This window comes from Paenarthrobacter sp. TA1.8 (assembly GCF_048595705.1).
Lineage (GTDB): Bacteria > Actinomycetota > Actinomycetes > Actinomycetales > Micrococcaceae > Arthrobacter > Arthrobacter nitroguajacolicus.
Window position 1 is genome coordinate 4,706,322 of record NZ_CP184287.1, and the last position, 13,271, is coordinate 4,719,592.

Below are 13,271 nucleotides of genomic sequence, written 5' to 3' on the forward strand. Positions count from 1 at the left end.
GTTGCATCACGTGAGTGACACGCTTCACACCATAGCTGGTTGTTTTGAAGAAGCGCAAGCAAGGTGTGGCTACTGATGCATCGCTTCATGGATCTGCAGAGCGAACCACAGTTGGGCGACGGTGGACGTTTCACCCATGTCCAGCCCCGTCAGTTCGCCGATTTTCCGCATCCGGTAGATGATGGTTTGTCGGTGCGCGAACAATGCTGAAGCAGTCTTCTGCCACGACCGCTGTGAGTCCAAATACGTCCTCAAGGTGACAATGAGATCACCTTCCTGGCTCTGCTCGTAGTCGAAAATCGGACCCAAAAGACGCCGGACCAGGGCGGTTCCTTCCTCAAAACCGGTGAGTCCCAGCCATGAGGGTCCCTCCGCATAGCGGGCCAGCCCTTGGTTGTTGGCGCGGGCGGAACCGAGCGCCCAGAGGGACTCCTGCAGCGCCCGTTGGATGTTCGCAACGGCCGCCGGCGCGCTGATCCCGATCGTGGTTTCCATGCCGGCACAGTGCATCAGGACATCGTCAGGCACGCCTGCCGGGACCACCACATGGAGCCTGTTGTTCCGCTTCAAGGACGCGGACGCAACCCCGTGCCGCCACAGTTCGATGTGCACGTTCGCCAGCCTGCCGCCGTCGTCCGCCGCTTTATCCGCGGCGTCCGCCGTCAGTGAGGCGAGCAGGAAATCCTGGGGCGAAACCTCGAAAGCTGCCAGCCGGCTCTCCATTTCGGCCGCGCCCAAGCGTCCGTCCATTGCCTGCAGGAGGAACTCTCCGGCCAGCCGGTGGCGGCCTTCCAGCGACAAAACGATGCGCGAAAGCTGCAGTCCCAGCACGGTTGCGGCGTGGAGAAGCACGACGGCGTCCGGGTGCGGTTCGCTGTTGGGCAGCACCACCAGGAGCGCGTTGGCATGGGTGGGAATGTCCATGGTGAGGACGTGCCTGCCGCGGATGCGATGCCACTGGAAGTTCTTTCCCGCGAGGGACACTTGCCCCGACAGCGGAGCCCACTCCTCGGAGAGGAACACCGGGAGCGCCTGACCGTCCGGGTGCCAGGGATGGAGGCAGCGGCGGTCCACCACGAACAGGTCTGCGTCGAGCTCGGTCGCCAGCCGCTGGACCAGGCTCTGCCAGTGGTCTTCGGAGGCTCCGGCGGTGCGGAGCAGATCGTAGACGCGGGCAGTCTGCCGCAGCCGACGGGATTCTTCGAGCAAGGAGGACTCGGCCACCGACCGGGCGATCGCGATGAACGGCAGCGGGTACGGGATGTTGATCAGGGGCAACGGGAGTTGCTCGCACGCTTCCATGAATTCCGCGGTGAGCGGCGGTGCATGCATTTTCTCGCCGATCGCCAAGGCGCTGGCGCCGCTGTCCATCAAGGCCTTTGCGAGCGCCACTTGGCCCTCGGCGTCGGCGGGAATCGACAGGCCGTTGGTCATCATGAGTTCGCCGCCCGTGACCCACTCCCACAGTCTGGGAAGGTCCGAGGTGTGAGCCCAGGTGATGCGGTTTTCGAGGCCTGCCGCTCCTGCCAGGAGGGTGAGTCCCAGCTGCGGTTCAGCCACGAGTTCGCCCACGGTGATTGCCATTGTGCGCTCCGGTTCCCTTGCGTTTCCGGCGGTCTTGCCGCCATGTTCCGGGGCACTTAGACATTCGTCTAAACGCCTCAACTATTTGTAGTCAATGTAGCGCTATCCGGAGTGATCCGCGTCACCAAGAATGGAATTACTTACTTCCCGCTCAACGGCGAGCACCCCTCAACCCAAGGATCCGTCAATGACAACGCACAAGCCCATCGGCCCTGTCGACGCCACCAAAGTCCCCCGGTATGCAGGCCTCGGTACTTTCGCCCGTCTCCCCCAAATCGACCGCGTCCCGGACTACGACATTGCGATCGTCGGCGTCCCGTTCGACGGCGGAACCTCCTTCCGGCCCGGCGCCCGCTTCGGCCCCGCCGCAGTCCGCGAAGCCTCCCGCCTCCTCCGCCCGGGGTACCACCCGGAGCTCGACGTTGAACCGGTGTACGAAGCCCAGGTAGTGGACGCCGGCGACATCGCCTGCACCCCCTACGACATCACCCGGGCCGTCCGTGAAATCGAGGAGCAGGCCTTGCCCCTGATCAGCGAGGACAAGCGGCTCATCTCCATCGGCGGCGACCACACCATCGCCCTGCCCATGCTGCGGGCCCTGAACAAGGTCCATGGTCCGGTAGCCCTGCTGCATTTCGACGCCCACTTGGATACTTGGGACACCTATTTCGACCAGCCGATCACGCACGGCACCATCTTCCGGCGGGCGTTCGAAGAAGGCCTTCTTGTGGAGGACAAGTCGATGCACGTGGGTATCCGCGGGCCGGTCTACGACCGCAACGACTTCCTCCGCGACCACGAATTCGGGTTCCAGATCATCCGGTGCTCGGACCTGGACGTCATCGGCGTTCCCGCAGCTATCCAGCGCGTCAAGGACAGGCTCGGCGATACCCCGGTCTATGTCTCCATCGACATCGATGTCCTTGACCCGGCCTTCGCACCCGGCACCGGCACCCCTGAGATGGGCGGGCTCCACTCCCGCGAGCTCCTGGCCCTTCTCCGCGGGCTGAACGGCATCAACATCGTGGGCGCCGACGTCGTGGAAGTCGCCCCGGCGTATGACCACGCGGACATCACCACCGTCGCCGCCGCCACGCTGGTCTTCGACCTTCTCGGGCTGATGGTGAACCGCAGCAAAGCAAACAGCACAGTTGGCCGTGAACTGGCTTCGGCATCCCGGGCTACGTCATGAGTGCGCCAGCAACTGAGGTACCCCGGCTCGAGGACAAGACCATCCAGCCGATCCCCGCCGATGAGCGCCACGGCAAGGCCCGGGACCTCTTCACCATCTGGTTCGGCTCCAACATCATGATCATGACCATCGTGACCGGCGGGCTCGCCACCACAGTGTTCGGCCTGGGCTTCGTGCCGGCGATCGTGGGCATCATCATCGGCAACGTGGTGGGTGGCATCTTCATGGCGCTGCACTCCGCGCAGGGCCCGCAATTGGGTGTGGCCCAGATGATCCAGACCCGCGGCCAGTTCGGTTCTTTCGGGGCTTTGTTGATCGTGGTCATCGTGGTGGTCATGTACGTGGGGTTCTTCGCGGCCAACCTGGTGTTCGGCGGCGAGGCAATGGCAGCGGTGAGTCCGGGCATCAGCGTTGACGCCGGCATTATTATCATCGGCGTGGTCAGCGTTATCGCCACGATCTTCGGCTACCGGCTCATCCACGCCTATGCACGCGTCCTCAGCGTCGCCGCCGGGCTGGCACTGCTGCTGGCTTTCGGGTGGATTTTGATGGTCCACGGACTGCCGGCCAGCTTCCTCGAGACGGGTAACTTCAACTGGGTGGGCTTCATGGGCACCATCTCCGTCTCCGCATTGTGGCAGCTGGCCTACGCACCGTACGTCTCCGACTATTCACGCTACATGCCGCAAGGAACAGGATCCGCTCCGGCATTCTGGGCATCCTATGCGGGCTGTGTCTTGGGAACGCTCTTCCCCATGATCCTGGGCGCTTTGGTGGGTACGCTGGCCGTCTCCATGAGCACCGGGGACGTCGAAATCGTGGGCAGCCTTGGCGCATTGCTTCAGCCCTGGACCCTGATCATCGTGGGCATCTTCTGCCTGGGCGTCGCGGCGTCGAACGCCATGAACCTGTACTGCGGCGTCCTGTGCACCCTCACTATCGGGCAAACGTTCAAGCCAAGCTGGTTGCCGCGCGCCAAGACCCGCAGCATCGCGGCAATCATCCTCTTCGTCGTCGCCGTCTCCATCGCCCTGTTTGCCCGTGACAACTTCATCCTCTTCTACACCAACTTCCTGTCTTTCCTGATGTACGTCCTGGTTCCGTGGACGGCCATCAACCTGGTGGACTACTACCTCCTGCGGCACGGCGAGTACCGGGTTGAAGACTTCTTCAAGCGCGACGGCGGCGTGTACGGGCGGTTCAATTGGGTCGCCATCGGCTCCTACCTGGCAGGTGCCCTGATCCAGGTTCCCTTCTCGGCAACCGCCATCTACACGGGCCCACTGGCTGCGGCGATGGGTGGCGTGGACATTTCCTGGATCGTCGGCCTGGTCGTCGTCGCTCCCCTGTATTACTTCGCGGCCCGGTTGTTCGACAAAAAGACGGAAGCCGCCCCCTTTCCCGCAACTGCACTCACCCCAGACCTCATCTGACCTGCCCTCATCTGAAAGAGAATCATCATGACTACCACCCAGACCGAACAGTTCACTGTCCGACGCTCCTCCGCCGACCACTCCGACAACCTGCCTCTGCCACCCGCAGGACACTTCATCAACGGCTCCTTCGTCCCCGGCTCCTCAGGCCAGACCATCGACGTCGTGGATCCCACCACGGAGGCGGTCATCGCCTCGGTGCAGGCCGGCACGGCCGATGATGTCGACGTCGCTGTTGCCGCCGCCGTCGTGGCCCAAAAGACCTGGGGTGCCACCACTCCGAAGGAACGCGCGGATGTCCTGAACCTCATTGCGAACATCATCGAGGAGAACCGGCAATCGTTCCAGGCAATCGAGTCTGCCAACACCGGCAAGCCGCAGGCAGTGTCCGACGACGATGTCTCCAGCACCATCGATACCTTCCGGTTCATGGCCGGCGCCTCGCGCACCCTCACTTCCATGGCGGGAGGCGACTACGCCACGGACCACACCTCCGTGATCCTCCGCGAACCCGTGGGCGTGGTGGGCGTCATCACCCCGTGGAACTACCCGCTGCTGATGGCTGCCTGGAAGATCGCGCCCATCCTCGCTGCCGGCAACAGCATTGTCATCAAGCCGTCCGAGCAGACGCCGTTGTCCACCCTCAAGCTGGTGGAAGTGCTGGCCGGCCGTATTCCGGATGGAATCCTCAACGTTGTCACCGGCCGTGGCCGGACCGTGGGGCAGCGGCTGTCCGAACACCCTGACATTGCCTTGGTCGCCCTCACCGGCAGCGTCGTCAGTGGCCAGGCGGTGGCCGAAACCGCCGCGAAGTCCGTCAAGCGCGTCCACTTGGAACTCGGCGGCAAGGCACCCGTCGTTGTCTTCCCCGACGCCGACCTCCGCGCCGCCGCTGCCGGCGTACGCAACGCCGGCTTCTGGAATGCCGGCCAGGACTGCGGCGCCGCCTGCCGCGTGCTGGTGCACGAGTCCGTGGCCGAAGAGTTCACCGAACACTTGGTACGCGAGGTCAGCACCCTGGTGGTCGGCGCACCCGAGGCCGGCGACGACGTCGAAATCGGCCCCATGATCTCCCTCCCGCACTTCGAGCGGGTCAAGGAATCGCTGGCCGAAGCCCGAGAGGCAGGCCTCACCGTGGCTGTTGGAGGATCCGCCATGGAAGGTCCAGGCTACTTCATCGAGCCCACGGTCATCAGCAACGTTCCCGCGGGCGCACACATCGCCACGCACGAGATCTTCGGCCCAGTGGTCACAGTGGAAACTTTCGGCACCACTGAGGAAGCTGTGACCCGCGCGAACGAGAGCCCCTATGGTTTGTCAGCTTCAGTGTGGACGCGCGATTCCAGCCTCTCCCTCCGCATTCCCAAGCAGCTGGATTTCGGCACCGTGTGGGTCAATGCCCACCTGGTCCTGGCGTGCGAGGTACCGTGGGGCGGATTCAAAGGTTCCGGTTACGGCCGCGACCTCTCGCTCTATGCCCTGGATGATTACTCGCGCACCAAGCACGTCATGATCAACCACGGCGCGTGAGCGTTCAGACAAGCAACGGAGCTTTCACCATGACCACTAATGTTTCCCGACCGGCTTCCTTGCCAGATGCCGCTACCCCGTCGGCCCCTTTTGCCACGGACGCCACCTGGACCAACTGGGGTGGTAACCAAAGCGCGACGCCCGCCTTTACCGTTCGGCCCAGGAATGAACAAGAAGCGCTCGACGCCGTCCGTTTCGCCATTCGCGAAGGCCTGCCTGTGCGGGCGGTCGGTTCAGGACACTCGTCGTCGCCCTTGGTTCAGACCGGCGGCGTGCTGATGGACATGGCTGGCCTTTCTGCCATCACCGGAACTGACCAGTTGGGGCGCCGTGCCCGGGCCTTGGCCGGCACAACCATCAACGCTTTCGGGGATGCCTTGTGGGAGAAAGGACTGGCGCTCAGCAATCAGGGCGACATCGACAAGCAGCAGATCGCGGGCGCACTGGCCACCAGCACCCATGGATCCGGGAAGGACCTGGGCAGCTTCTCCTCGAAGTTGCGCTGGGTGAAGCTGATCAACGGCTACGGCGAAATCGTGGAGATCGGTGAGGGCCAACTGCGCGAACTTCGCGCCGCACAGACGGCCTTGGGTACGCTGGGGATCTTCCTGGAAGTGGAGCTGGACGTAGAGGACAGCTATTACCTGCAGGAGCAGATCACCTATCCCACGTGGGCGGAGACCACGTCCACATGGCAGGCCGACATCGATGACAACCGGCACTATTCTTTCCTGTGGTGCCCGGAGGACGACTCTTGTGAACTGTTGGACCTCCCCGGTTCACCGGATCACAGCATGGGTGGCCGCAGCTACACCAAGCGGTACAACGTAGCTTCCGTCCAGGACGAAAGCCAGCTCTCCGCCGTCGAAGGTGCCCGGCTGGACCGTTCCTACCGGATCTACCCCGGCGGCTTCACCACTCAGTTCCATGAACTCGAGTACTTTGTCCGCAGCGAGGACGGTTTGGTGGCCGTCGAAGCCATCCAGGACCTGATCCGCAGCAAGTATCCCGAGCAGAAGTACCCCGTGGAGGTCCGCTGGGTAAAGTCCGATGACGCGTACATGTCCCAGTTCCAAGGCCGCGACAGCACTGTCATCACCCTGACCACCGAGCCCGGGACCGACTACTGGCAGTTCTTCCGCGACGCCGATGCCGTGCTCCAGGAATTCGAGCCACGAGCGCATTGGGGGAAGATCCACTTCATGACCCGGAGCCGGCTGGAACGCCTCTACCCGGAGCTGGACACGTTCATCCAGGTCCGCCGCGAGTTTGATCCCCGCGGGATGTTCCTCAACGACCACACAAGGTCCCTGCTCGCCTAACGGGGCCGGATCCTCTCTCACATCCCGGCCCCTTCCCCCTCCAACCGTCTCTCACATCCCAAGCCTTCCCCCAACCGTCTCTCACATCCCGAGCCCTCCCCCCCAACCGTCTCTCACATCCCGAGCCCTTCCCCCCATCGCTCGCTCACATCCCTGTGACAACCCCCTGAAACCTCGGAGTGGTAGTTTGATCTCTGCTGAGCCAGACACCCGCACCCAATCGGAGGACCATCCATGCTCAAGGGTTTCAAGGACTTCATACTTCGCGGCAACGTGATCGAGTTGGCCATTGCCGTCGTCATTGGCAGTGCGTTCACCGCCCTCGTTGCTGCCTTCACCACCAACATCATCAACCCCGTGATCGCCGCCGCCGGTGGCATGAACGCTGACGGACTCGGCTTCAAGATCTGGGAAAACAACCCCGCCACGTTCATCAACATCGGCGCTGTACTGACCGCGCTCGTGACCTTCGTGATCACCGCCGCCGTGGTCTATTTCATTTTCGTAGCGCCCATGAACAAGATCAATTCCCTGGTTAAGAACCGCCTTTCCACAGAGGAACCCGAGGAAGAGCCACTCCCGGCCGATACCGCCCTGCTGGCCGAAATCCGCGATCTCCTCAAGGACGCGGCCGCCGCCCGCAACGCCGGCAACACTTCCGAGCGGGACGCGGACTTCGATTCTGACCGCACGCGCTAGGGCCGACCGCACCCGTTAGGACCGACCGCTCGTCGCGAGCGCTGCGTCCCAGTTGCTTGGCCTGAGCCCGGCGTTCTCTCCGCGGGAACGCCGGGTTCATTCACGTTCACCGGCACGTCCACGGAACGTGACGCGACGGCAACGGGCCCGAAACAGTGGCAGGGCAGCATGAAACCATGAAGCCCAATCCGAGCACTCCCGTCACCGCGGATCTACTCTGTGATGTCTGCGGCCAGTTGCCCGAAGCCCCCAAAGCCCGGCTTACACTCGCGAACATCGCGGTCATGCTTCCCATTGAATTGCTGGTTCATGCAGCAGTGGTCGGAACCCATCTGCCGTACGTGGCCAAGGTCCTGCTGCTGGCCGTCACCGCCACGGTGCTGGTCATTTGGGTGGCCGAACCGTCAGCCGCCAAGGTTCTGCGACGCTGGTTGCATGCTCCGGCTCTCCGCCAGCGGCACAAACTGCACCTCGCTCCTGCCCTCTGGCGTGCGCGAACAGTGCTGCTTGACCAATCAGGGTCCTTGCAGAAGCTGACCCAGTCCCTCGCTAAGTTGGACGCCAACATCCTTAGCCTCCACGTACACCCGATGACCGTAACCAGTTCCGCCGCCACAGGCCACAGTGAGCGCGTGATGGATGAGTTCGTTCTCTCCACGCCCGGCGATGTCACCGAGCCGGAACTGTGCTGAAAGCACTGCACGACGGCGGCGGGCACGAGTCCCACGTTTGGCCCACCACGGCTTTGGCCATGGCCGACGGCCAAACCAAGGCCCTGAGCCTCGCCACCCGCATCGCCGGGAACCCCAAGGAACTTCCGCATGCGGTAGCCGAACTCCTGTCCGCAAAAGTAGTTCCGATGACTTCTGGACGCCATGACCCCGAGGCGACCGCCGTCGTCGGGCCTTCACCTGACATCCTCAAAATCCCGACGGCGTGGCACGGGCCGCTGGTCTTTTCCCGACCCGGCGAGCCATTTTCGCCCGCAGAATCGGCGCGCGCGCATAGGTTGGCCGAGCTCGCGGAAATCCTGGCGCACAGTCCCGCATACGAGCCATCCACGAACTGAGGGCGGCCAGCAACGTCAGTTCAGCACGCGGTGCCTCAAGAAGATGGCGTCATTGCCGAACGTGCCCTCGGGGTCCGCGATGTAGCCATCCAAGACATGACGGCCGAATTGTTGAGCTTGGCCAGGGGGTTTCAGTCCTCGTCGATCTTTTCAAGCAGATTCCCTAAAGCATCACGAATGTCGTCGTAGTCGTACTGTCCGGCCCTGCTCTCGGCGGAGATCACACCGCAGCGGTGGATCTTCTTGAAGTCACCGATGGGGAATTTGTAGTGGCCCTTTTGGTCGTCCGGGTGATCGTCGTCCACTCCGAGGAACCACTTGGAGTACTCCGAGTGCCCATGTTTGTCCAAAAATGCACTCTCATCCTTGGCGCTGGGGGCGTGCTCGCTCCAGTCATCGCGGGTGTCCTTGACCACCTTGCCGTCGCGGATCAGATGCTTCGCGTGGTCAAAAGCCTTCTTGTTGAGTTTCACGGTCATGGCGCAACCTCGTTGAATGTGGCGGTTCGGCATGGGCAGGGCAGCTCGTACGGTTCAGCATAGGACCCCACCTGATTGTCCGAAAGGTCTTTGAAGCCAGCAAGTATCCGTCCGAGTCGTCGGTCTTAGAGCGCTTTGACGGCCCCCAGAACCTTGGTCAGCGAGTCCTTCGCATCGCCGAACAACAGGGTGGTCTGCGGTTCGTACAACAGTTCATTCTCAATCCCGGCGAACCCGGGACGCATGGAGCGCTTGAGGAACACCACTTGCCGGGCGTCGGCGACCTCCAAGATAGGCATTCCGTAGATGGGCGATCCCGAGGTGGTCTTTGCTGCGGGATTCACAACATCGTTGGCGCCCACCACCAAGGCCACATCGGTGGTCTTGAACTCGGAGTTGATCTCACTCATTTCCTTCAGCGACTCGTACGGGACGTTGGCCTCTGCGAGCAATACGTTCATATGGCCAGGCATGCGCCCAGCCACAGGATGGATGGCGAAGTCCACTTCAATACCGCGGGCTTCCAAGGCAAGGGCAAGCTCTGCGGCGGTGTGCTGGCCCTGGGCGACTGCAAGGCCATATCCCGGAACGATGATCACCCGCTGCGCGTAGCCAAGAAGTACTGCCACGTCCTCCGCACTGGAGGAACGCACCGGCCGCTCACTGACGGCAGTGGATCCGGCCGTGGAGCCACCCTTGAAGGCCCCGAACATGATGCCAGCAACGCTGCGTCCCATCGCGGCAGCCATGGCACGGGTGAGGATAGTGCCGGACGCTCCCACCAACGTGCCGGCGACAACAAGGAGGACATTGCCCAGTACCAATCCAGATGCCGCGACGGCCAGCCCTGTGAAAGCGTTCAGGAGCGAAATGACAATCGGCACATCGGCGCCACCCACCGGGAGAACCAACAGGACTCCGGCAACCAATCCCAACAGCAGCAGCACCAGCGCCAACACCAACGAGCCATTCAGGATCACTACGACGCCGGCTCCCACGGCGGCCAGCAGCACCACGGCCATCAGGGCGGGCAAGCCAGGGAAGGTCACGGGCCGGGTGGTCATGAGCCCCTGAAGTTTGGCGAAGGTGACACCGGAGCCGGCGAAGGACACCGCACCCACCAGCAACGTAAAGACAATTGCCAACCGAACCCACGGATCGTCCGCGTGGGAGAGTTCCAGCAGAGCGACCAGCGCCGCAGCGCCACCACCCACACCGTTGAAGAGTGCGACGAGCTGCGGCATCTGAGTCATTTGCACGCGACGGGCCACAGGCGCAGCAACACCCGAGCCCACAGCTATGGCTCCAAGAATCCAGGGAATGTTGTCCAGCTTCACCGATACGAACACCGTCACCACAGCCAGCAGGGCGCCTAATGCTCCGATCAGGTTGCCGCGCCGTGCAGTCTTTGGCGAATTCAATCCCTTCAGGGCGAGGATGAAACAGGCCGCGGCGGCCAGGTACAGGAGTGCCGTCCAAGTGGGATTGAGAAGCGTCATTGCCTGCGCTCCCCTCGAACCGGCTCCACGGCGCCGGAACCTTCAGGACCACCGGGAGCAACGGAACGTCCTGGACGAGCATCCGACGGCGGCCGTTGCCTTCCGCGGAACATCTCCAGCATGCGGTCGGTCACCACGAACCCGCCCACGAGGTTGGCCGTGGCAAGAACTACAGCAAGCAGGGCAACCGCCAACACCCACGGGTCAGCAGCCTGCCCGGCCACGATGATGGCGCCCACCAGGATGATGCCGTGGATGGCGTTGGCCCCTGACATGAGCGGCGTGTGCAGGGTGCTGGAGACCTTGGAAACCACTTCAAAGCCCACGAATACGGCCAGGACCGTGATCGTAAGCAGGCTCATGCCATCCATCAGCGCACTCCTTCCCTGCCCGTGTGCGAACTACCCTCGTGGGAACTACCCGTGTGGGAACTACCGGCAGGCCCGCTACCAAAGGGGGCGGTCTCCCCTGCGAGCGCTTCCGCAGTTGGTGGGTGCAGGACCTCGCCGTCGTGCGTGAGGCACGTGCCGGCAACAACCTCATCCTCAAAGTCCGGAGCGACTACGCCGTCCTGCGTCATCAGGGCCAAAAGGTTGGACACATTCTTGGCGTACAAGCGGGAGGCATCCGCGGGCATCGCGGAGGCAGGGTCCTTGATTCCCACGAGTGTCACCACACCCTGGCCGTCGCCGGTAGGGACGGGAATATCCTGGCCGGGGATGCTGCCCTCCACGTTCCCGCCGGATTCCGCTGCCAGGTCCACCACCACGGATCCCGGGCGCATGCCTTGGACCATCTCGCGGGTTACCAAAAGCGGCGCACGTCTTCCAGGGACAGCGGCGGTGGTGATCAGGACATCGGATTGGGCCACGTGTGGCGTCAAAAGGGCACGCTGCAGGGCACCTCGGTCCGCGCTGAGTTCCCGCGCGTAACCGCCGGATGCCTCGGCGGTTTCCAGGTCCAGCTTGATGAATGTGCCTCCCATGGATGCCACCTCGTCAGCCGAGGCCGGGCGGATATCGTTGGCGGAAACGCGTGCACCAAGCCTTTTGGCGGTTCCGATAGCCTGCAATCCAGCCACTCCAGCACCGAGGACCAGGACCCGCGCGGGCGGAATGGTCCCTGCTGCCGTCATATAAAGCGGGAAGAACCGTGGGAGCCGCATGGCCGCCTCAAGGACACATCGATAGCCAGCCACCAGGGCTTGGGAAGTGAGTGCATCCATGGACTGGGCACGCGATATACGCGGAACCAGTTCAAGTGCAAAGGAGGTGATTCCTCCAGCGGCGAGCGCCCGCACTGTGGGCAACTCCGAGGACGGCGACCCTAAGCCGACGGTGACCGAACCGCGGCGGAGAGCCCCCGCCGTCGACGGTTCCATGGGACGCACGTGGCAGTAAACATCCAGCGATCCGAGAACCAACGACTGCACCACAGCGGCGCCAGCCGCCCGGTAGTCGTCGTCGCTGTGTCCGGACGCCAGTCCGGCACCGGACTCGATCTCGACCTCAAGGCCCAAAGCCACCAGTTGCTTCACCGTTTCCGGCGTTGCGGCAACACGTCGCTCGCCGTCGAGTGTCTCTCGCGCTATGCCTGCTTTCACCCGCCACCCCTCTTCCGGAACTGTCCAGAACTCAGTTGGCATGAGTCTATGACCGCAGAGGTCCCGGCGGGAGTAGGGGCTGCGCTATGTGCATAAGTCAACTAGGGTCGGTGGAAGCTGGGGGCAACCAGCCACCACACCGTCGACGAGCCGGTTCCGGCCGTGCCGTCGGAAAGGAAAGCCACTATGGACACTTTCAAAATCGGTTATTTCGTCGGAAGCCTGGCGAGCAATTCCATCAATCGGGTCCTCTCCAAGGCCCTCATCAGCGTGGCGCCGCCGGAACTCGAGTTCCATGAAATTGCCATCAAGGACCTCCCTCTGTACAGCTCGGACTACGACGCGGACTTTCCGCCGGCAGGCCGGGAATTGAAGGATGCGATCGCCGCATCGGACGGCATCCTTTTCGTCTCCCCCGAGTACAACCGCTCCATTCCGGGCGCGTTGAAGAACGCCATCGACTGGGGTTCGCGCCCTTGGGGCAGCAACTCGTTCGCGCGCAAACCCACCGGAATCATCGGCGCATCACCGGGCGGCATCGGGACCGCGGTGATGCAGTCGTCCATGCGCAGCGTTTTGAGCTTCCTGGACGCGCCGCAGCTGAACGCACCTGAGGCCTATATCCGCTTCGTTGCAGACGCGTACGACGACGATGGTTCAGTTAAGGACGAAGGAACCGCCGGGCTGTTGCGGCACTACATGGAGGAGTACAGTGCGTTCGTCCAGCGCGTCCTCGCTGCCAACGCTCCGGGCCACATTGGCGACCAGGAGCCGGATTCCGCCAAACTCACGCGCTAGTGTTCGCTGGTTGCCTCCGGATCTACTGCCGGAGGCGCCCGCTAAAAGCATCCACAACCAGGG

Annotated in this window: 11 protein-coding genes and 1 pseudogene; 7 read left to right on the plus strand and 5 right to left on the minus strand. The window is 63.1% G+C overall.

Annotated elements, in window-relative coordinates; translation table 11 throughout:
* Nucleotides 1-69: 69 nt before the first annotated feature.
* Nucleotides 70-1,584 carry a PucR family transcriptional regulator gene (locus tag ACNAOT_RS21940; protein WP_420179405.1) on the minus strand — a complete coding sequence of 505 codons (1,515 nt, stop codon included), beginning with the start codon at nt 1,582-1,584 and terminating at the stop codon, nt 70-72.
* A 187-nt stretch (nt 1,585-1,771) separates the two neighbouring features.
* Here ACNAOT_RS21940 and speB point away from each other — a divergent pair, with 187 nt between their 5' ends.
* From speB to ACNAOT_RS21970, 6 genes and pseudogenes are all read left to right on the plus strand, one after another.
* Nucleotides 1,772-2,776: an agmatinase gene (speB, locus tag ACNAOT_RS21945; protein ID WP_178994445.1), complete on the plus strand. Its 1,005-nt coding sequence runs from the start codon at nt 1,772-1,774 to the stop codon at nt 2,774-2,776.
* Nucleotides 2,773-4,209 carry a purine-cytosine permease family protein gene (locus ACNAOT_RS21950; protein ID WP_420179406.1) on the plus strand — a complete coding sequence of 479 codons (1,437 nt, stop codon included), beginning with the start codon at nt 2,773-2,775 and terminating at the stop codon, nt 4,207-4,209. Before speB ends, ACNAOT_RS21950 begins: the two co-directional genes overlap by 4 nt.
* A gap of 27 nt (nt 4,210-4,236) precedes the next feature.
* The gene (locus ACNAOT_RS21955) at nt 4,237-5,739 is read left to right on the plus strand and encodes an aminobutyraldehyde dehydrogenase (RefSeq protein WP_243836624.1); all 1,503 of its coding nucleotides are present in this window, start codon (nt 4,237-4,239) and stop codon (nt 5,737-5,739) included.
* Between the two features lie 29 nt (nt 5,740-5,768).
* Nucleotides 5,769-7,061, plus strand: a complete 1,293-nt coding sequence (locus ACNAOT_RS21960) for a D-arabinono-1,4-lactone oxidase (RefSeq protein ID WP_420179407.1) — start codon at nt 5,769-5,771, stop codon at nt 7,059-7,061.
* A 234-nt stretch (nt 7,062-7,295) separates the two neighbouring features.
* A complete protein-coding gene (mscL, locus tag ACNAOT_RS21965) occupies nt 7,296-7,760 on the plus strand; it encodes a large conductance mechanosensitive channel protein MscL (protein ID WP_420179408.1) in 465 nt (154 codons plus the stop codon).
* 176 nt (nt 7,761-7,936) lie between these two features.
* Nucleotides 7,937-8,829, plus strand: a pseudogene (locus ACNAOT_RS21970) (amino acid-binding protein).
* Nucleotides 8,830-8,960: 131 nt separating this feature from the next.
* On the opposite strand, the gene ACNAOT_RS21975 reads toward ACNAOT_RS21970, so the two are convergent.
* From ACNAOT_RS21975 to ACNAOT_RS21990, 4 genes are all read right to left on the minus strand, one after another.
* Nucleotides 8,961-9,308 carry a hypothetical protein gene (locus ACNAOT_RS21975; protein WP_420179409.1) on the minus strand — a complete coding sequence of 116 codons (348 nt, stop codon included), beginning with the start codon at nt 9,306-9,308 and terminating at the stop codon, nt 8,961-8,963.
* A 125-nt stretch (nt 9,309-9,433) separates the two neighbouring features.
* A complete protein-coding gene (locus ACNAOT_RS21980; RefSeq protein ID WP_178994458.1) occupies nt 9,434-10,807 on the minus strand; it encodes an NAD(P)(+) transhydrogenase (Re/Si-specific) subunit beta in 1,374 nt (457 codons plus the stop codon).
* Complete coding sequence (locus tag ACNAOT_RS21985) at nt 10,804-11,178, minus strand: NAD(P) transhydrogenase subunit alpha (protein ID WP_420179410.1); 375 nt, start codon at nt 11,176-11,178, stop codon at nt 10,804-10,806. Before ACNAOT_RS21985 ends, ACNAOT_RS21980 begins: the two co-directional genes overlap by 4 nt.
* Nucleotides 11,178-12,410 (minus strand): Re/Si-specific NAD(P)(+) transhydrogenase subunit alpha, encoded by a 1,233-nt coding sequence (locus ACNAOT_RS21990; protein ID WP_420179411.1) that lies wholly within the window; start codon nt 12,408-12,410, stop codon nt 11,178-11,180. The genes ACNAOT_RS21985 and ACNAOT_RS21990 overlap by 1 nt, the downstream gene beginning before the upstream one ends.
* Before the next feature lie 186 nt (nt 12,411-12,596).
* On the opposite strand from ACNAOT_RS21990, the gene ACNAOT_RS21995 reads away from it, so the two are divergent.
* Nucleotides 12,597-13,208: an NADPH-dependent FMN reductase gene (locus tag ACNAOT_RS21995; RefSeq protein WP_309074245.1), complete on the plus strand. Its 612-nt coding sequence runs from the start codon at nt 12,597-12,599 to the stop codon at nt 13,206-13,208.
* Nucleotides 13,209-13,271 lie beyond the last annotated feature (63 nt).

What these genes read in the sequence shown, in the direction of transcription:
- ACNAOT_RS21940 (WP_420179405.1), bottom strand. Translation starts at nt 1,584, where the DNA reads ATGGCAATCACCGTGGGCGAACTCGTGGCTGAACCGCAGCTGGGACTC.
- speB (WP_178994445.1), top strand. Translation starts at nt 1,772, where the DNA reads ATGACAACGCACAAGCCCATCGGCCCTGTCGACGCCACCAAAGTCCCC.
- ACNAOT_RS21950 (WP_420179406.1), top strand. Translation starts at nt 2,773, where the DNA reads ATGAGTGCGCCAGCAACTGAGGTACCCCGGCTCGAGGACAAGACCATC.
- ACNAOT_RS21955 (WP_243836624.1), top strand. Translation starts at nt 4,237, where the DNA reads ATGACTACCACCCAGACCGAACAGTTCACTGTCCGACGCTCCTCCGCC.
- ACNAOT_RS21960 (WP_420179407.1), top strand. Translation starts at nt 5,769, where the DNA reads ATGACCACTAATGTTTCCCGACCGGCTTCCTTGCCAGATGCCGCTACC.
- mscL (WP_420179408.1), top strand. Translation starts at nt 7,296, where the DNA reads ATGCTCAAGGGTTTCAAGGACTTCATACTTCGCGGCAACGTGATCGAG.
- ACNAOT_RS21975 (WP_420179409.1), bottom strand. Translation starts at nt 9,308, where the DNA reads ATGACCGTGAAACTCAACAAGAAGGCTTTTGACCACGCGAAGCATCTG.
- ACNAOT_RS21980 (WP_178994458.1), bottom strand. Translation starts at nt 10,807, where the DNA reads ATGACGCTTCTCAATCCCACTTGGACGGCACTCCTGTACCTGGCCGCC.
- ACNAOT_RS21985 (WP_420179410.1), bottom strand. Translation starts at nt 11,178, where the DNA reads ATGGATGGCATGAGCCTGCTTACGATCACGGTCCTGGCCGTATTCGTG.
- ACNAOT_RS21995 (WP_309074245.1), top strand. Translation starts at nt 12,597, where the DNA reads ATGGACACTTTCAAAATCGGTTATTTCGTCGGAAGCCTGGCGAGCAAT.